19 protein-coding genes and 1 tRNA gene are annotated in these 16,701 nt (G+C 63.7%); 8 read left to right on the top strand and 12 right to left on the bottom strand.

The annotated features are described in order from the left end of the window. Positions 1-10: 10 nt before the first annotated feature. Positions 11-568, bottom strand: a complete 558-nt coding sequence (locus AC1VNY_RS16430) for a cytochrome P460 family protein (protein ID WP_482405946.1) — start codon at positions 566-568, stop codon at positions 11-13. Positions 569-841: 273 nt separating this feature from the next. Here AC1VNY_RS16430 and AC1VNY_RS16425 point away from each other — a divergent pair, with 273 nt between their 5' ends. Next, positions 842-1,189, top strand: a complete 348-nt coding sequence (locus AC1VNY_RS16425; protein ID WP_482405932.1) for a DUF6665 family protein — start codon at positions 842-844, stop codon at positions 1,187-1,189. 72 nt (positions 1,190-1,261) lie between these two features. On the opposite strand, the gene AC1VNY_RS16420 is transcribed toward AC1VNY_RS16425, so the two are convergent. The 8 genes from AC1VNY_RS16420 to AC1VNY_RS16385 form a co-directional block, all read right to left on the bottom strand. Continuing rightward, positions 1,262-1,531: a BQ00720 family protein gene (locus tag AC1VNY_RS16420; RefSeq protein WP_016843536.1), complete on the bottom strand. Its 270-nt coding sequence runs from the start codon at positions 1,529-1,531 to the stop codon at positions 1,262-1,264. A 50-nt stretch (positions 1,532-1,581) separates the two neighbouring features. Beyond that, positions 1,582-2,007 carry an Hsp20 family protein gene (locus tag AC1VNY_RS16415; RefSeq protein ID WP_021082592.1) on the bottom strand — a complete coding sequence of 142 codons (426 nt, stop codon included), beginning with the start codon at positions 2,005-2,007 and terminating at the stop codon, positions 1,582-1,584. A gap of 170 nt (positions 2,008-2,177) precedes the next feature. Beyond that, entirely contained in the window at positions 2,178-3,260 is a 1,083-nt protein-coding gene (locus tag AC1VNY_RS16410) for a sn-glycerol-3-phosphate import ATP-binding protein UgpC (protein WP_028341716.1), read from the bottom strand. After that, the gene (gene ugpE, locus AC1VNY_RS16405; protein ID WP_482405931.1) at positions 3,260-4,108 is read right to left on the bottom strand and encodes a sn-glycerol-3-phosphate ABC transporter permease UgpE; all 849 of its coding nucleotides are present in this window, start codon (positions 4,106-4,108) and stop codon (positions 3,260-3,262) included. The genes AC1VNY_RS16410 and ugpE overlap by 1 nt, the downstream gene beginning before the upstream one ends. Next, positions 4,108-4,989 (bottom strand): sn-glycerol-3-phosphate ABC transporter permease UgpA, encoded by an 882-nt coding sequence (gene ugpA, locus AC1VNY_RS16400; RefSeq protein WP_304497916.1) that lies wholly within the window; start codon positions 4,987-4,989, stop codon positions 4,108-4,110. The genes ugpE and ugpA overlap by 1 nt, the downstream gene beginning before the upstream one ends. A gap of 163 nt (positions 4,990-5,152) precedes the next feature. Next, the gene (gene ugpB / locus AC1VNY_RS16395; RefSeq protein ID WP_482405930.1) at positions 5,153-6,469 is read right to left on the bottom strand and encodes a sn-glycerol-3-phosphate ABC transporter substrate-binding protein UgpB; all 1,317 of its coding nucleotides are present in this window, start codon (positions 6,467-6,469) and stop codon (positions 5,153-5,155) included. Between the two features lie 203 nt (positions 6,470-6,672). Next, on the bottom strand, positions 6,673-7,878 hold the full coding sequence (locus AC1VNY_RS16390; protein ID WP_482405929.1) for a CaiB/BaiF CoA transferase family protein: 1,206 nt from the start codon (positions 7,876-7,878) through the stop codon (positions 6,673-6,675). A gap of 189 nt (positions 7,879-8,067) precedes the next feature. Further along, positions 8,068-8,493, bottom strand: coding sequence for an organic hydroperoxide resistance protein (locus AC1VNY_RS16385; protein ID WP_028341711.1), 426 nt, complete (start codon positions 8,491-8,493; stop codon positions 8,068-8,070). Positions 8,494-8,662: 169 nt separating this feature from the next. On the opposite strand from AC1VNY_RS16385, the gene AC1VNY_RS16380 reads away from it, so the two are divergent. Beyond that, positions 8,663-9,124 (top strand): MarR family winged helix-turn-helix transcriptional regulator, encoded by a 462-nt coding sequence (locus tag AC1VNY_RS16380; RefSeq protein WP_482405928.1) that lies wholly within the window; start codon positions 8,663-8,665, stop codon positions 9,122-9,124. Positions 9,125-9,140: 16 nt separating this feature from the next. Here AC1VNY_RS16380 and AC1VNY_RS16375 read toward each other — a convergent pair whose 3' ends face one another. The 3 genes from AC1VNY_RS16375 to AC1VNY_RS16365 all read right to left on the bottom strand — a co-directional run bounded on the left by AC1VNY_RS16375 (position 9,141) and on the right by AC1VNY_RS16365 (position 10,091). Then, positions 9,141-9,380, bottom strand: coding sequence for a GIY-YIG nuclease family protein (locus AC1VNY_RS16375; protein WP_482405927.1), 240 nt, complete (start codon positions 9,378-9,380; stop codon positions 9,141-9,143). Positions 9,381-9,512: 132 nt separating this feature from the next. Next, positions 9,513-9,588, bottom strand: a tRNA-Ala gene (locus tag AC1VNY_RS16370). Positions 9,589-9,683: 95 nt separating this feature from the next. Next, positions 9,684-10,091, bottom strand: a complete 408-nt coding sequence (locus AC1VNY_RS16365; RefSeq protein ID WP_028341708.1) for a TIGR02300 family protein — start codon at positions 10,089-10,091, stop codon at positions 9,684-9,686. A gap of 145 nt (positions 10,092-10,236) precedes the next feature. Here AC1VNY_RS16365 and aroA point away from each other — a divergent pair, with 145 nt between their 5' ends. The 6 genes from aroA to AC1VNY_RS16335 all read left to right on the top strand — a co-directional run bounded on the left by aroA (position 10,237) and on the right by AC1VNY_RS16335 (position 16,667). Beyond that, positions 10,237-11,574 (top strand): 3-phosphoshikimate 1-carboxyvinyltransferase, encoded by a 1,338-nt coding sequence (aroA, locus tag AC1VNY_RS16360; protein ID WP_482405926.1) that lies wholly within the window; start codon positions 10,237-10,239, stop codon positions 11,572-11,574. Next, positions 11,571-12,200, top strand: a complete 630-nt coding sequence (cmk, locus tag AC1VNY_RS16355; protein WP_482405925.1) for a (d)CMP kinase — start codon at positions 11,571-11,573, stop codon at positions 12,198-12,200. The genes aroA and cmk overlap by 4 nt, the downstream gene beginning before the upstream one ends. Before the next feature lie 394 nt (positions 12,201-12,594). Then, positions 12,595-14,304 (top strand): 30S ribosomal protein S1, encoded by a 1,710-nt coding sequence (rpsA, locus tag AC1VNY_RS16350; RefSeq protein ID WP_018269280.1) that lies wholly within the window; start codon positions 12,595-12,597, stop codon positions 14,302-14,304. A gap of 410 nt (positions 14,305-14,714) precedes the next feature. Further along, a complete protein-coding gene (sppA, locus tag AC1VNY_RS16345) occupies positions 14,715-15,692 on the top strand; it encodes a signal peptide peptidase SppA (RefSeq protein WP_028341705.1) in 978 nt (325 codons plus the stop codon). Between the two features lie 174 nt (positions 15,693-15,866). Then, positions 15,867-16,196 carry an integration host factor subunit beta gene (locus tag AC1VNY_RS16340; protein ID WP_016847379.1) on the top strand — a complete coding sequence of 110 codons (330 nt, stop codon included), beginning with the start codon at positions 15,867-15,869 and terminating at the stop codon, positions 16,194-16,196. Positions 16,197-16,280: 84 nt separating this feature from the next. Continuing rightward, entirely contained in the window at positions 16,281-16,667 is a 387-nt protein-coding gene (locus tag AC1VNY_RS16335; protein ID WP_482405924.1) for a LapA family protein, read from the top strand. Positions 16,668-16,701: the final 34 nt, after the last annotated feature.

The raw sequence follows: 16,701 nt of genomic DNA, 5'->3' as shown, positions 1-16,701 counted from the left end.
GATCCGGTGTCTACCTCTTGCCGTACTCGGTGAAGACATAGTCGCGATTCTGTACCACCGTGTGGCAGGCGTAGCCGCACTTCGCGTCGTTTTCCTGGGGCGGATTGTCCGCTGTAGTGGCGGGCCTGAACACATCTGACGCCGCGTCATACTCGAACGCGCCGTATCCCCATCCGCCGCTGTCCGCGAACCTCTTGCTGTCCTTGACCATGAAGTCGACGTCGTGCTGTGCGCCCGGCACTGTCGGTTGACCGGGATACGCCTCCTGCTTCTTCGGGATCCAATGGATCTTCGCCATCTTGGCGCCGTCCGGGAACGGCTTGCCATTGCCGGGTATGCCTTCGCGGAAGGCGCCCATCATCGCCGGATTGCCCAGGATCGCGGCGATGACGCCTTCGTTCTCGCTGATCGCGATCACGGGCCAGTCCTCGTATCCCCTGAACTCGGAGAACGCGAGCCCGTTCGGCACTTGCAGGCTGTACTTGTCCTGCGCGGAAATCGCGACACCGGTCGCGAGGACGGAAATCGACACCGAAGCAACGAGATTGATCAGCGAGCTCTTCTGTATGGTCGCATCTCCTTCAATCGATTTGGCGGCGAATAATTCTTGCTGGAAATTCCCCTGTCGCAGTGTTTCTCGCGGGAACTTATTACAGCACGGAAATGCACAAAGCGAAATGGAGCCGCGACCATGGTCCGCTGCCCAGGGCTGCGCATTGAATTGCTCACGTTGAGCGAGCTTTCGCTTGGCGATCGAAGACACGAGCACCTATTGACAACCAGCCGATGACGCCGGAAGACGAACGCGCGCAACATTGCGTGTGCGAACCAGGGATGACTGATGTCCCGCGATTTTCGCCTTGATCGCGTTCCCGTCGACGTTCTCGCTTACGAGCTCGCCGAAGAGAGGGCGAGTGCGCTCGGCCGCATGGGCCGCGCGCTGGAGCAGGCGCTCGCCAGGCTGCGCGAGTTCGATGCCGCCCATTCGCGCGCTGAAGCATCGACGTCCACACAACAGGCACGGCGTCTCCTGGTACGGGAGGCCGGCCATGCGCTCTGGATGTTCGTGGTGCAGCGGGAGGCCTGCGGGCTGCGGAACAACCGCATGCTGATGCGCGACTACAACGTGCCCGGCGAGGTGCAGCTCAGCATGGGCCCGATGCTCACCACGTCGACCACATCGCCATGAAAAATGCGCGGGCCGCCTCGGTATCGAGGCATGCCCGCGCATTGAATTCCCGGATGCTAGTTCAACCCTGCGTCAGTGGACGCTGACGGCCTGCAGCTCGTTGCTCCATGCGTTCGCGACTGCGGCTTCGCGGCTGTCGGTCAGCATGATCGGCGTGCCGTCGGCGGCGTGCAGTGCGAACAGTTTGAGGCCCGGCGCGATCTTCGGCGCCTGCGGAAAGAGATCTGGCACGTCCTCGGAGCGGACCTGCTTCACATAGGCGATATGACCTTCGCCCAGATGGGCCAGCGCTTCCGGCGTGACGCTCTCGGATTCGATGGTGGTGGTACTCAGTTCACTCATGGTCTCGACTCCTCAGTCAGATAAGCGGTCGAGTCCGCTCGTTGTTTCTATTATTCGTGCTCATTGATAGCGATTGTCTTAATGACCCGTTCAGGTTCCGGCCTGGCCAGGTCAATCGACAACAACCCGTTCTTCAGATCCGCGCCCAGCACCTGCATCCCCTCCGCCAGCACGAAGGTGCGCTGGAAGTGGCGCGCGGCGATGCCGCGATGGATGTATTGCCGAGCCTTGTCGTCCTGCTGACGGCCGCGGATGACGAGCTGATTTTCCTCAATAGTTACATCGAGTTGGTCGCGGGTGAAGCCCGCCACCGCCAATGTGATGCGCAGCCGTTCAGGCTGCCCGTTGGTACGGTCGCACCGCTCGATGTTGTACGGAGGATAGCCGTCTGCGCCCTTCACGACGCGGTCGAGCGCACGCTCGATCTCGTCGAATCCCAGAAGGAACGGACTGGACAACGATGGAACACGAGACATTACAAAGTCCTCTCGAAGCGACTTTGAGGGGCCCTTGCGGCGCCCCATGCAACCGGCGGGCCGTCTGGCCTCCGGTCAGTGAGGGATATGGGGGCGATCTGGATAGCGTTCAAGCAGCCCCGAAACCAGCCTAAACGCCCGCAACATGGGGGTAAATTCTTCCCGATCGGTTACTCCCCGACGCGCTTGCGGCCGTCGGCGGTAAAAAGGTGCAGCTTGTCGCGGGGGGCGACGGCCCGGATCCGCTCGCCGATGGCGGGACCCGAGACACCGGGAACCCGGACGATCACCTCGCCCGGCGGCAGCTCGCCCGGATTGGCGGCAACGCCCTGCTCCTCGCGCTGGCGGCTGCCGTAGACGAAGGTCTCGGCGCCGACATGCTCGATCGCCTCGACCGTGAGGCCAAGCGCAACACCGCCGGATCCGGTCTCGCTCGAGATCACGAAATCCTCCGGCCGGATCCCGACAATGCCGGCGCCGTCGGCGCCCGTGATCTGGGACTTCAGCTCGTCCGCGCGCAGCGGCATCAGGTTCATCGGCGGGGCGCCGATGAAGGAGGCGACGAAGGTGGTCGCCGGCTTCTGGTAGATGTCCAGCGGATTACCGACCTGCTCGACCTGGCCGCCGTTCATGACGACGAGGATGTCGGCGAGCGTCATCGCCTCGAGCTGGTCGTGGGTGACGTAGATCGACGTGGTGTTGAGCCGGCGCTGCAGTTTGCGGATCTCGACCCGCATCGCGATGCGCAGCTTGGCGTCCAGGTTCGACAGCGGCTCGTCGAACAGGAACACTTTCGGCTGGCGCACGATGGCGCGGCCCATCGCGACGCGTTGGCGCTGGCCGCCGGAAAGCTGGCGCGGCTTGCGCTCCAGCATCGGCGAGAGTTCGAGGACGCGCGCGGCTTCCTCGACGCGGGTCTTGATCTCGGCCTCGGCCATGCCGCGGTTGCGCAGGCCGTAGGCCATGTTGTTGTAGACGCTCATATGCGGATAGAGCGCGTAGTTCTGGAACACCATCGCGATGTCGCGATCGGCGGGCTCGACCTGGTTGACGACGCGGCCGCCGATGTCGATTTCGCCGCCGGTGATAGTCTCGAGCCCCGCGACCATGCGGAGCAGCGTGGACTTGCCGCAGCCGGATGGGCCGACCAGCACGCAGAACTGGCCGTCGCCGACGTCGACATCGACGCCCTTGATGGCCTCGAAGCCACCGGGATAGGTCTTGCGGACGCTGCGCAGCGTGACGTTAGCCATTACTTTTCCGTCTCCACCAATCCGCGCACGAACAGTTTCTGCATCACGACGACGACGAACACCGGCGGCAACATCGCGAGCAACGCGGTCGCCATCACGATCGGCCATTCGGTCAGCGCATCGGTCGTCGTGATCATCTTGCGGATGCCGACCTGGATGGTCTGCATATCGTCGCGCGTCGTGATCAGAAGCGGCCAGAGATATTGATTCCAGCCGAGGATGAAGAGGATCACGAACAGCGCCGCCATGTTGGTGCGCGACAGCGGCAGCAGCGTATCCCAGAAGAAGCGGACCGGGCCCGCGCCGTCGATCCGCGAGGCCTCCAGCAACTCATCCGGCACGGTCATGAAGAACTGCCGGAACAGCAGCGTCGCGGTGGCTGACGCAATCAGCGGCAGCGAGAGGCCGGCATAGCTGTCGAGCAGGTGCAGATCGGCGACGATCTTGTAGGTCGGATAGATGCGCACCTCGACCGGCAGCATCAAGGTGATGAAGATGATCCAGAAGATCGCCATCCGGAACGGAAACCGGAAATAGACGATCGCGTAGGCCGAGATGATTGAGATCGCGATTTTGCCGACCGCGATCAAGAGCGCCATGATCAGCGAGTTCAGCATCATGTTGAGCACAGGCTCGCGGGTCGAGCCGCTCGTGCCGACAAACAGCGTCTGGTAGTAGGTCTGGAGGAAATGGCCGCCGGGCAGCAGCGACATCTGGCCGTTGGCGATCACGGCGTTGTCCTGGGTCGAGGCGACCAGGGCGAGATAGACCGGGAAGGCGACGATCGCGATCCCGATCCACAGGATGGCGTGAGCCAGATAGCGCTGGAAGCCCTCCTCCTCGACCATCAGTAGGTCACCTTGCGTTCGACGAACCGGAACTGGATCGCCGTCAGCATGACGACGATTACCATCAGGATGACCGACTGCGCCGCCGACGAGCCGAGATTGCCGCCGAGCAGGCCGTCCGTATAGACCTTGTAGACCAGCGTCTCGGTCGCCTTGCCGGGACCGCCGCGGGTCATGGTGTCGATGATGCCGAAGGTGTCGAAGAAGGCGTAGACGATGTTGATGACCAAGAGGAAGAAGATGGTCGGCGACAGCAGCGGGAAGATCACGGTCCAGAACCGCCGCATCGGACGGGCGCCGTCGATCGCAGCGGCCTCGATCACGCTTTTCGGGATGCTCTGCAGCCCGGCGAGGAAGAACAGGAAATTGTAGGAGATCTGCTTCCAGGCCGCGGCGAGGATGATCAGGGCCGCCGCCTGGTTGCCGTCGAGCAGCGGATTCCAGTCGATGCCCATGGCGCGCAGATAGCGCGACAGCACGCCGAGCGAGGGGTGCAGCATGAACACCCAGAGCACGCCGACCACCGGCGGCGCCACCGCATAGGGCCAGATCAGCAGCGTGCGATACAGCGTCGAGCCGCGTAGCGGCCTGTCGGCCATGACCGCGAGCAGCAGCGCGAAGGACAGCGAGGAGACCGCGATCGCGAACGAGAACACGAAGGTTCGGACGATCGCCGCGAAATAGGCCGGCTCCTTGAACAGATCGAGATAGTTCTCGAACCAGACGAAGCTGGTGGAGAGACCGAAAGCGTCCTGCAGCAGGAAGGATTGGATCACCGCCTGCACGGCCGGCCAGTAGAAAAAGATCAGGACGATCGCGAGTTGCGGGGCAACCAGCGCGTAAGGCAACAGCTTTGACTGGAAAATCGCTTGCTTTTGCATGGGCTCGGAAGAAGGGCAGGCCGCGGATGCGGCCTTCCGGTTGATGGCCCTAAAGCGCGATGAGATGAGGTCGGATCGTCATCGCGCTTTAGCTTGTCGTCTGGGCATGATCTTTTCGGAAAGCCGCTTCGCGTCTTTCCGGATCATGCCCGAAGGCATCATGTCAGCGGACGGCGGTCTTTTCAAACTGCCGCAGCATCTGGTTGCCGCGCTCGACGGCGGCGTCCAGCGCCTGCTTGGCGGTCTTCTTGCCGGCCAGCGCCTGCTCGATCTCCTCCGACCACATGTCGCGCAGCTGCACCATGTTGCCGAGGCGCAGGCCGCGGGAATTCGCGGTCGGCTCCTTGTTGGTGAGCTCGAGCAGCGGGGTCTCGAGATAGGGCTGGTCCTTGTAGAAGCCCTCTTCCTTGGCCTTGGCATAGGCGGCCTTGGTGATCGGCAGATAGCCCGAGGCCCTGTGGATCCAGATCTGGCGGTCGGTGTCCGAGAGGAAGGTCAGGAACTTGGCCACGCCCTTGTATTCCTCGGCCGACTTGCCGCCCATCACCCAGAGCGAGGCGCCGCCGATGATCGAGTTCTGCGGCGCGCCCTTGACGTCGGGATAATACGGCATCGGTGCCGCGGTGAAGTTGAACTTGGCCTGCGCCTTGACGTTACCGAAGAAGGCTGACGAGGTCAGGTAGATCGGGCATTCGCCCGAGGTGAAGCGGCCTTCGCCGGTATTGGTGCGGCCGGCATAGTCGTAGGTCTTGTCCTTCTGCAGCTCGACGAGGTTCTCGAGATGCTTGACCTGCAGCGGGCCGTTGAACTCGAGCACGGTGTCGAAGCCGTCGAGGCCGTTGGCCTTGCTGGCGAGCGGCACATTGTGCCAGGCCGAGAGCTGTTCGAGATTGACCCAGGTGACCCACGAGCCGGAGAAGCCGCAGGTAGCGTAGCCGGCTGCCTTCAGCTTCTTGGCGTCGTCGAACACTTGCGGCCAGGTCTTCGGAATCTCCGCGATGTTGGCCTTCTTCAGCGCATCGAGATTGATCCACATCACCGTCGACGACGAGTTGAAGGGGAACGACAGCATCTCGCCCTTGGAGGTCGAGTAGTAGCCGGTGATCGCGGGCAGATAGACGCTCGGATCGAACTTCTCGCCGGCGTCGGCCATCAGCTTGTAGACCGGTTTGACGGCGCCGGTGGCGGCCATCATCGTCGCGGTGCCGACCTCGAACACCTGCATGATATGCGGAGCGTTGCCGGCGCGGAACGCGGCGATGCCGGCGTTCATGGTGTCGGCGTAGCCGCCCTTGTAGGTCGGGATCACCTTGTAGTCGGATTGCGAGGCGTTGAAGTCGTTGGCCAGCTTGACGATGACGTCGTTGTTGGCGCCGGTCATCGCGTGCCACCACTGGATCTCGGTCACCGCAAACGCGGGCGACGCGAATGCAAACGCGGCAGCGGCTGCCGCGGCAGCGCCTAGTCGTCGAAAGAACATCAAAACCCTCCCAATTGGAACATCATCTTTCGTTGCGCGCGTTATCAGCGCCGGATGACGTTCAAATGACCGTATAAACGAAAGTCATGGTAGGGGGGAAGCCGAAGCGAAGGGAAGCGGTAAAAAAGGCGAAGACCGCAGCCGGCTCCGTGCGGTGCAGCGCCAGACGCGACGTTGCACCGCAGGGCTAACGGATGGTCGCGCTAGCGCTTGCGCTGGGGGCCGCAGACCACGCCCTTTTCAACCAGGCCGTTGATCTCGTCCTTCGAGTAGCCGAACTCGCCGAGCACTTCCGCAGCGTGCTGGCTGAACTTCGGCGGCGTGCGGCGCAGGTTCGGCTTGGTGCGTTCGAGGCGGATCGGCGAGGCGACGCCCTTGTACCAATCCTTCTCGATGACGTCGCCGCGATGAATGGTGTGCGGGTTGGTCAGCGCCTGGTCGATCTTCTGCACCGGGCCGGCCGGCAGGCCGGCGGCGAGCAGCCGGTTGCACAGCGGCTCGGCCTCGTGCTGGCTGAACACCGCGGCCAGCTCGACGCGGAGCGCATCGCGGTTGGCGATGCGGTCCTTGTTGCGGGCAAAGCGCGGGTCGGTGCCGAGCTCGGGCTTGCCGATCTCCTTGGCGAGCTTGCGGAAGGTGCCGTCATTGCCGACGCCGATGAAGATGTTGTCGGTCTTGGTCGGGAAGATCGCGTAAGGAACGAGGTTGGGGTGCTCGTTGCCGGTCAGCGACGGCGGCTTGCCATGCATGAAATAGTTCGCGGTGTGCGGATGCATGATCGCAAGCCCGGTCTCGTACAACGTCGTCTCGATGAACTGGCCGATCCCCGAGCGCTGCCGCTCCGACAGCGCCATCAGGATGCCGATCGTGGCGTAGAGTCCGGTGGTGATGTCGACCAGCGGCACGCCGATCCGCATCGGGCCGCTCTCCGGCGAGCCGGTCGCCGCGATCATGCCGGTCATCGCCTGGATGATCGCGTCATAGCCGGGATTGCCGCCGCGCGGGCCGTCGGCGCCGAAGCCGGAGATCCGGCAATGCACGAGGCGCGGAAATTTCGCGCGCAGCACGTCGTTGCCGATGCCCCATTTGTCGAGCGTGCCCGGCTTGAAATTCTCGATCAGCACGTCGGCCGTCTCGAGCATCTTCATCAGCACCGCGCGGCCGCCCTCGGAGGCGAGGTCGAGGCCGATCGAGCGCTTGTTGCGGTTGATGCCGACGAAATAGGCTGCGTCTTCCTCGTGGAAGGGAGGGCCCCAGTCGCGCACCTCGTCGCCGGCGGGCGGCTCGACCTTGATCACGTCGGCGCCGTGGTCAGCAAGGATCTGGGTGCAATACGGGCCGCCGAGCACGCGCGTCAGATCGATCACGCGCAGGCCGGTCATCGCGCCCGTAGCCGCTGGGGTATTCATGGAAACAACCTTCGCTCAGTTGGGATCAGATAACGAGGGTCCCAGAGCTAACGGTCTTCAGCCGGGGCAGCAATGCTTCCGTCGGCGCAGGCCCATGCAGCAGGCGGCGCATGCGTTCGCCAAGCGAACCAGCCGCTGAAAGAGCAATAGTCCGCCACGTGTCGCGGCGGACCATTGCGTGATGTGGAATTAGACGACGCTCAGCTTGACGTCGACATTGCCGCGGGTCGCGTTGGAATAGGGGCACACATGATGGGCCTTCTCGACCAGCGCTTCAGCGTCGGCGCGGGAAAGGCCGGGCAGCGACACCGCGAGCTCGACCGCGAGGCCGAAGCCGCCTTCCGAGCGCGGGCCGATGCCGACCGTCGAGGTCACCGAGGCGTCGGCGGGAACCTTGGGGCCGCCCTGCGAGGCCACGAACTTCATCGCGCCGATGAAGCAGGCGGCATAGCCGGCCGCGAACAGCTGCTCCGGATTGTTGCCGGCACCGCCGCCGCCACCGAGCTCCTTCGGGGTCGTGAGCTTGACATCGAGCGCGCCGTCGAGCGTTGCCGCATGGCCGTCGCGGCCGCCGGTTGCCTTGGCGCTGGTCTTGTAGAGCACGTTCACAGACATCGTGGTCTCCCTTGGTGGGTGTGGACTTGAATTCGACGACGTATGTATTGCACGCAAATAGATTGTGCACAATATAAAATATGCGGCCTCACATTTAATTGTTCGCAATTGAATCCGCGGTCCCGAGAGCCCAGAATGACCCGGAAACGAGATGGATTCGATGGGAATCATGGCCAGGAAACCGACGGCGGCGGATCAGGCGCTGCGGCTCGATAACCAGATCTGCTTTGCGGTCTATTCGACCGCGCACGCCTTCAACCGCGTCTACAAGCCGCTGCTCGACCGGCTCGGGCTGACCTATCCGCAGTATCTCGTGATGCTGGCGCTGTGGGAGCGCGACGACGTGGCGGTGAAGGACCTCGGCGAGCGCCTGTTCCTGGATTCCGGCACGCTGACGCCGCTGTTGAAGCGGCTGGAGGCGGCGGAGTTGATCAAGCGGACGCGCAGCACCGCGGACGAGCGGGTGGTGCTGATCGCGCTGACGCCGCAGGGCCACGCGCTGCGCGACAAGGCCAAGGCCGTGCCGCAGTCGATCCTCGCGGCCTCGGACTGCACCGTTAGCGAACTGATGGCGATGAAGGACGAGATCGTCGCGCTGCGCGACCGGCTGAATGCGGTGCTGGGGGAGTAGGGGGCGGGCGGGGCGGTTAGAGGCGCTTCTTGGCGAAGGCGCGGCCGGAGTGGGATTTGAGATATTTCTCGAAGGCCAACGCTTTGTACTTGTCGGGAAATGCGCAGTACCAGACCAAGTCCCACGGCATAAATTTTGAGGTGTGCGCCGATTTGCCGGCGTTGTGCTCAGGAAGCCGGCGCTTCAGATCTTCGGTCGCGCCGACATATTCCTGATCAGGGAAGTTGATGCTGCGGAGGATGTAGACGTACCACATTCGCATCCACTGAAGCCGGACGGGGGTAGAGCCCTTGGCAGTCCGTCTTCTCCCTTCGGGCTACGCCGGACACCACGCTTCGCCCTTCAGGCAACTCGTGGCTGCGCCACGCGTAGCCCGAAGGGCGAAGCGTGGTGGAGCCAGGCGGGATCGAACCGCCGACCTCTTGCATGCCATGCAAGCGCTCTCCCAGCTGAGCTATGGCCCCTTATCCAGTAGGGATGATCCTGGGGGATCAATCCCGGCCCGCGCGGCCTACACGACTCGCGCGGCAGCACCGTTGATCATAGATCGGCGCCGATCTCAAGTCTCTTCGTCGCCGCCGACGTCACCAATAATGTCGGTGACGTCCTCATCGCCCTCTTCCTCGTCGGCGATGAAGGTCGAATCGTCGTCGTCATCGTCGTCGATGGTCTCATCGACCTCGATATCGTCCTCGGATTCGGGAACCTGGGCCTTGACCTTCCCGGTGTTCTCCTCGGCATCGGCCTCCTCGAGCGAGACCATCTCTTCGGCCTCGGCGGGCTCCGGCATGTCGGCTGCGGTCGCAGGCGAAGTGACGGTGGCGCCACGGCCCCGCGGCGGGGCGACCGGCGCGATCGGCACGACTTCGCCGGTATAGGGCGAGATCACCGGATTCTTGTTGAGGTCGTAGAACTTCTTGCCCGTGGTCGGGCAAATGCGCTTGGTTCCGAGCTCGGACTTGGCCACGTGGTAATCCCAGAATTTTCCTGAAAAACGGAGCTTCACTTGGCTAGTTGAGAGGCTGCTGTCAATAGCGGTTTGCGCGCAAGTGACGGGCGCGTGACGTGGTGTTGCCTATGTGATACCTGCCGCGGCGCGAGAGGACACAATCTTGGCCCAATCTGACACCCCGACCCCGCTGGAATCGCGCGCGTGCGGCCCCCTGGCCGGCACCGTCCGCGTTCCCGGCGACAAATCGATTTCCCACCGTGCCCTGATCCTGGGGGCGCTTTCGGTCGGCGAAACCCGCATTTCCGGCCTCCTGGAGGGCGAGGACGTCCTCAATACCGCCAAATCCATGCGCGCGCTGGGCGCGAAAGTGGAGCGGACGGCGCCGTTTACCTGGTCGGTCGCAGGCGTCGGCGTCGGCGGCTTCGCCCAGCCTGCCGCGCCGCTCGATTTCGGCAATTCCGGCACCGGCTGCCGGCTGGTGATGGGCGCGGTGGCCGGCTGCCCGATCGTCGCCATTTTCGACGGCGATGCCTCGCTGCGCTCGCGGCCGATGCGCCGCATCCTCGACCCGCTGGAGCTGATGGGCGCCCGAACCAGCGACATAAGGGAGGGCGGCCGGCTGCCGCTCACCCTGCACGGCGCCCGCTATCCGGTGCCGATCGTCTACAAGACGCCGGTCGCCTCGGCCCAGATCAAGTCCGCGGTGCTGCTGGCGGGGCTCTCCGCCCCCGGCATCACCACTGTGATCGAGCAGGAGGCGAGCCGCGACCACACCGAGCTGATGCTGAAGCATTTCGGTGCCGAGATCTCCTCCGAGAAGGAAGGCAGCCACGGCAGGCGAATTTCGCTGAATGGCGAGCCCGAGCTGCACGGCGCCAACGTCGTGGTGCCCGCCGATCCGTCCTCCGCGTCGTTCCCGATCGTGGCCGCACTGATCGTCGAAGGCTCCGATGTCGTGTTCTCCGACGTGATGACCAATCCGCTGCGCACCGGCCTGTTCACCACGCTGCGCGAGATGGGCGCCTCGATCGAGGAGAGCGATGTCCGCGGCGATGCCGGCGAGCCGATGGCGCAGCTGCGGGTGCGGGCCTCGAAGCTGAAGGGCGTCGAGGTGCCGCCGGAGCGCGCGCCGTCGATGATCGACGAATATTTGGTGCTGGCGGTCGCGGCTGCCTTCGCCGAGGGCACCACGATCATGCACGGCCTGCAGGAACTGCGCGTCAAGGAATCCGACCGCCTTGAAGCAACCGCCGACATGCTGCGGGTCAACGGCGTCAAGGTGGAGGTGTCCGGCGACGATCTGATCGTCGAGGGCCGCGGCCATGTTCCGGGCGGCGGCCTTGTTGCCACCCATATGGATCATCGCATCGCGATGTCGGCGCTGGTGATGGGCTGCGCCTCCGATCGGCCGGTGAAGATCGATGACACCGGCTTCATCGCCACCAGTTTTCCGGATTTCATCCCGATGATGCGCGCGCTCGGAGCTGATTTCGCATGATCATCGCCATCGACGGACCCGCCGCCTCGGGCAAGGGCACGCTCGGCAAGCGGCTCGCCCACCACTACGGATACCGCCATCTCGACACCGGCGTGATCTACCGCGCGGTGGCCTATGCGATGATGCAAGCCGGTGCCGAGCTCAGCAACGAGGTGCTGGCCGTGGCTGCGGCGCTCGAACTCGACCCCGAAAAGTTCGGCAATCCGATCCTGAAGACCCAGAAGGTCGGCGATGCCGCCTCGGTGGTGTCGGCCATTCCGCAGGTTCGCGAGGTGCTGGTGAACTTTCAGCGCCAGTTCGCCGCCGATCCGCCCGGTGCGGTGCTCGATGGACGCGACATCGGTACCGTGATCTGCCCGGATGCCGACGTGAAGATCTTCGTGGTCGCCGATCCCCGCGTGCGGGCACGGCGGCGCACGCTGGAGGCGCGCGCCCGCGGCGAGGACGCCGACGAACAGGCTGTGCTCGCCGACATCCTCAAGCGCGACGAGCGGGACAAGAACCGGGCGATTGCACCCCTGCGGCCGGCTCCGGACGCCCACACGCTGGACAATTCCAATCTGGACATCGAGGCCGGCGTCCGCGCCGCCATCGCCATCGTCGAGGCGGCGCGCGCCAGGCGCTAGAACAGCAGGCATGGCGGGCGGGTTTGGCCCGAAAACCCAGCAAAATGGGGCATTTCCTGCTTGCCGAAAGCAGCCTGCAGGGCTATATCAGCGCCGTTCGGAGCAGCATCGACCATGTCGAGGCCGTGTCTGAGCGGGCCGGCGATGGGTTTGAGCTATTCCTCAAACGAAACCAACGCCGCATCTGGAGGAACGCCCGCTCCCAGGTCTTGAAGTCGATATTTTCGTTTCAGGCTCCGCATCAATCAAACGTACCGAACGTGCAGTCTTGCTGCCGGCCCGCTGTTGCACCTCCTGCAATGAGCGGTCGTCAGGGTTTGCGGAGCCCTGACACTTCACGCACGGTGCGCCCATCAACCCGAACGGCCGGCGAGATCCCGCATCTGGAGAACAAATGGTTTCGAATTCTGCGTCTTCTTACACCCCGACCCGCGATGATTTCGCGGCGATGCTTGATGAATCCTTTGCCGGCGGCAATTTGCAGGAAAGCTCCGTCATCAAGGGCAAGGTGGTTGCAATTGAGAAGGACATGGCCGTCATCGACGTCGGCCTGAAGACCGAAGGTCGCGTTGCGCTGCGCGAATTCGCCGGCCCCGGCCGTGAAAGCGATCTGAAGGTCGGTGACGAAGTCGAGGTGTTCCTCGACCGTATCGAGAATGCGCTCGGCGAAGCCGTGCTGTCGCGCGACAAGGCGCGCCGCGAGGAAAGCTGGGGCAAGCTCGAGAAGGCGTTCCAGAACAACGAAAAGGTCAACGGCGTCATCTTCAACCAGGTCAAGGGCGGCTTCACGGTCGACCTCGACGGTGCGGTGGCCTTCCTGCCGCGCTCGCAGGTCGACATTCGTCCGATCCGCGACGTTGCGCCGCTGATGAACAATTCGCAGCCGTTCCAGATCCTCAAGATGGACCGCCGCCGCGGCAACATCGTGGTGTCGCGCCGCACTGTTCTCGAAGAGACCCGCGCCGAGCAGCGCCAGGAGCTGGTGCAGAACCTCGAAGAAGGTCAGGTGATCGACGGCGTGGTCAAGAACATCACCGATTACGGTGCGTTCGTTGATCTCGGCGGCATCGACGGCCTGCTGCACGTGACCGATATCGCCTGGCGCCGCGTCAACCACCCGACCGAGGTGCTGACCATCGGCCAGACGGTGAAGGTCAAGATCATCAAGATCAACCACGAGACGCACCGCATCTCGCTCGGCATGAAGCAGCTGTTGGATGATCCGTGGCAGGGCATCGAAGCCAAGTACCCGCTGGGTGCCCGCTTCACCGGCCGCGTCACCAACATCACCGACTACGGCGCGTTCGTCGAGCTCGAGCCGGGCATCGAAGGCCTGATCCACGTCTCCGAGATGTCGTGGACCAAGAAGAACATGCACCCCGGCAAGATCGTTTCGACCTCGCAGGAAGTCGAAGTGCAGGTGCTGGAAGTGGATTCGGTCAAGCGCCGCATCTCGCTCGGTCTCAAGCAGACCATGCGCAATCCCTGGGAAGTCTTCGTCGAGAAGTTCCCGGTCGGTTCGGTGGTCGAGGGCGAGGTCAAGAACAAGACCGAGTTCGGTCTGTTCCTGGGTCTCGAGGGCGATGTCGACGGCATGGTCCACCTCTCCGACCTCGACTGGAAGCTTCCGGGCGAGCAGGTCATCGACAACTTCAAGAAGGGCGACATGGTCAAGGCCGTGGTGCTCGATGTCGATGTCGAGAAGGAGCGCATCTCGCTCGGCGTCAAGCAACTCGAAGGCGACCCCTTCGCCGAGCCGGGCGACGTCAAGAAGGGCGCGGTCGTGACTTGCGAAGTGCTCGAAGTGAAGGAGAGCGGCATCGAGGTCCGGATTTCGGGCACCGAGTTCACCACCTTCATCAAGCGGTCCGAGCTGGCCCGCGACCGCAACGACCAGCGCGCCGAGCGCTTCGCCGTCGGCGAGAAGGTCGATGCCCGCGTCATCCAGTTCGACAAGAAGGCCCGCAAGGTGCAGGTCTCGATCAAGGCGTTGGAAGTCGCCGAAGAGAAGGAAGCCATCGCGCAGTACGGCTCCTCCGACTCGGGTGCGACGCTTGGCGACATCCTCGGCACCGCGCTGAAGAACCGCGGCACCGACAAGTAAGCGTTCGCACGATTTGAGCGAACAATCGGGGCCCCGGCGCAAGCCGGGGCCCTTTTGTTTGTTTTGCCGCGTAGCCCGGATGGAGCGAAGCGCAATCCGGGGGTCCCTACGTCGCTGCGAGATCTTCCCGGATTACGCTTCGCTCCATCCGGGCTACGGATTTCTCTTCTCCTTCCCCCTGAAAGGGGGAAGGTCGGGATGGGGGTCAGCCGCGACTGACGCTGTATGTGGAGGGAGCAGATCCCCACCCGCTTTGCTCTCGCGAGCAAAGCGACCTCCCCTTTTCAAGGGGAGGTTGGAGCCTTGTTTTCTTCATATTGCGTCGCAATTGATGTATTTGGCTAAGCTGATAGTGACGCTGCGACTGCAAAACGCGCGGATTGCGCGCTGACCATTTCTGGAGAGATCGGATGTCGCTGGATTCAGACGTGATCGTCGATCGCCGCCGCATCAGGCGCAAACTGACGTTCTGGCGCGTCGCCGCCGCGGTCATTGCGATCGCGGCCATCGTGGGCGTGGGCGTGGTCGCCGCCGGCGGACGCGGCACCTTTTCGACATCGAACACGATCGCGCGGGTCAATATCGACGGACTGATCCGCAGCGACCAGGATCGCGTCGAGGCGCTGGAGCGGCTCGGCAAGTCGAGCTATGCGGCTGTTGTCGTGCACATCAATTCGCCCGGCGGCACCACGGCGGGCTCCGAGCAGCTTTACGACTCGCTGATGCAGCTGAAGGCGAAGAAGCCGCTTGTCGTCGTGGTCGAGGGATTGGCCGCCTCGGGCGGCTACATCACGGCGATCGCCTCCGATCATATCGTCGCCCAGCAGACCTCGCTGGTCGGCTCGATCGGCGTGCTCTTCCAGTATCCGAACGTTTCGGAATTGCTCAAGACTGTCGGCGTGAAAATGGAGGAGATCAAATCTTCTCCGCTGAAGGCGGCGCCCAACGGCTTCGAGCCGACCAGCCCGGAGGCCCGCGCCGCGATCGATGGTCTCGTCAAGGACTCCTATGCATGGTTCCGTGGATTGGTGAAGCAACGGCGCGGCATGGACGACGCCCTGCTGGAGAAGGTTGCGGACGGACGCGTCTTCACCGGCCGGCAGGCAGTCGATCTCAAGCTGGTCGATCAGCTGGGAGACGAGAAGACCGCGATCGCCTGGCTGGTTGCGGAGAAGAAGGTCAAAAGCGACCTGCCGGTGCGCAATTACAAGCTCAATCCGCGGTTCGGCGACCTGACCTTCCTGCGCACGGCGGCGTCCGTGACGCTCGATGCGTTCGGTCTTGGCGCGATCGCGCGGCGGATCGAGCAGGGTGGCGTGGCCGAGGCAGTCGACCGGTTCGGGCTTGACGGCATGCTGGCGCTGTGGAGCCCGGCTGGAACCAACTGATCGGCTGCCAAAGGCGTGCTCGTCAGGCTATTCCCGCTTTGCGGGAATCGCCGCATGCCCCAATTGGGCTATTTGTCACGTGATTTCACGACGCTCTAAATCGATTTAGCGTCTTGACAGTGCACGGCATTTTCACGGAAATGGGTTTCCGCAAGAGCCCGGATCCCACTTTCGATGATCAAATCCGAACTTGTTCAGCGTATCGCCGAGCACAACCCGCACCTCTACCAGCGGGATGTCGAGAACATTGTGAATGCGATTCTCGATGAAATCGTCGCGGCGCTGGCTCGTGGCGACCGTGTCGAACTGCGCGGTTTCGGCGCATTCTCGGTGAAGCACCGCCCGGCGCGCGCCGGCCGCAATCCACGCACCGGCGAGCATGTGCCGGTCGACCAGAAGAGCGTGCCGTTCTTCAAGACCGGCAAGGAAATGCGCGAGCGCCTCAACCGCGACGTGACCGAGGCGGGCGCCGCCAAGGTCGATGCGCCCAAGGCTGATGCTTAAGGTCGACGCCTAAGGCGCGACGTCAGGCGTTGCCGTGTTGCGGGCGATGCGCCCGCATTTGCTCCATCGCTGCGAGAGATGGTCATGCGAAAGTTCTTCACGGCAGTGGTCGTCATTCCGCTCGGACTGATCTTCATCATTTTTGCAGTCGCCAACCGTCACTGGGTGACGGTGTCGTTCGATCCCTTCAATTCGGTGACCCCCACGGTTGCGGTCACGCTGCCGCTGTTCGTCGTCATCATCGCCTCCGCGATCCTGGGCGTGATCGCGGGCGGCATCGGAACCTGGTTCAAGCAAGGGCGCTGGCGCCGCGCCGCCCGGCAGCACGAGGCCGACGCCCGTCAGGTCCGCGCCGAGCTCGCCGACCTCAGGGCCGCGGCCTCCCGGGACGACGCGCAGCGCCGTCCGGCCCCGGCCCTATCAGGTTTTTACGGGGCCGCCGGGCGAGACAAGCAGGGCGCGACGTTGTAGAACCCGCCCCGTCGGACCGGGGTTCCGGTTCCGG

The organism is Bradyrhizobium ferriligni (assembly GCF_056837965.1).
Note: the sequence above shows the minus strand (reverse complement) of the source record. Positions and strands in the feature narration are given on the sequence as shown.

Bases quoted from the DNA above. Each gene is read 5' to 3' on its own strand.
- AC1VNY_RS16425 (WP_482405932.1), top strand. From the start codon at position 842: ATGTCCCGCGATTTTCGCCTTGATCGCGTTCCCGTCGACGTTCTCGCT.
- AC1VNY_RS16420 (WP_016843536.1), bottom strand. From the start codon at position 1,531: ATGAGTGAACTGAGTACCACCACCATCGAATCCGAGAGCGTCACGCCG.
- AC1VNY_RS16415 (WP_021082592.1), bottom strand. From the start codon at position 2,007: ATGTCTCGTGTTCCATCGTTGTCCAGTCCGTTCCTTCTGGGATTCGAC.
- AC1VNY_RS16410 (WP_028341716.1), bottom strand. From the start codon at position 3,260: ATGGCTAACGTCACGCTGCGCAGCGTCCGCAAGACCTATCCCGGTGGC.
- ugpE (WP_482405931.1), bottom strand. From the start codon at position 4,108: ATGGTCGAGGAGGAGGGCTTCCAGCGCTATCTGGCTCACGCCATCCTG.
- ugpA (WP_304497916.1), bottom strand. From the start codon at position 4,989: ATGCAAAAGCAAGCGATTTTCCAGTCAAAGCTGTTGCCTTACGCGCTG.
- ugpB (WP_482405930.1), bottom strand. From the start codon at position 6,469: ATGTTCTTTCGACGACTAGGCGCTGCCGCGGCAGCCGCTGCCGCGTTT.
- AC1VNY_RS16390 (WP_482405929.1), bottom strand. From the start codon at position 7,878: ATGAATACCCCAGCGGCTACGGGCGCGATGACCGGCCTGCGCGTGATC.
- AC1VNY_RS16385 (WP_028341711.1), bottom strand. From the start codon at position 8,493: ATGTCTGTGAACGTGCTCTACAAGACCAGCGCCAAGGCAACCGGCGGC.
- AC1VNY_RS16380 (WP_482405928.1), top strand. From the start codon at position 8,663: ATGGCCAGGAAACCGACGGCGGCGGATCAGGCGCTGCGGCTCGATAAC.
- AC1VNY_RS16375 (WP_482405927.1), bottom strand. From the start codon at position 9,380: ATGTGGTACGTCTACATCCTCCGCAGCATCAACTTCCCTGATCAGGAA.
- cmk (WP_482405925.1), top strand. From the start codon at position 11,571: ATGATCATCGCCATCGACGGACCCGCCGCCTCGGGCAAGGGCACGCTC.
- rpsA (WP_018269280.1), top strand. From the start codon at position 12,595: ATGGTTTCGAATTCTGCGTCTTCTTACACCCCGACCCGCGATGATTTC.
- sppA (WP_028341705.1), top strand. From the start codon at position 14,715: ATGTCGCTGGATTCAGACGTGATCGTCGATCGCCGCCGCATCAGGCGC.
- AC1VNY_RS16340 (WP_016847379.1), top strand. From the start codon at position 15,867: ATGATCAAATCCGAACTTGTTCAGCGTATCGCCGAGCACAACCCGCAC.
- AC1VNY_RS16335 (WP_482405924.1), top strand. From the start codon at position 16,281: ATGCGAAAGTTCTTCACGGCAGTGGTCGTCATTCCGCTCGGACTGATC.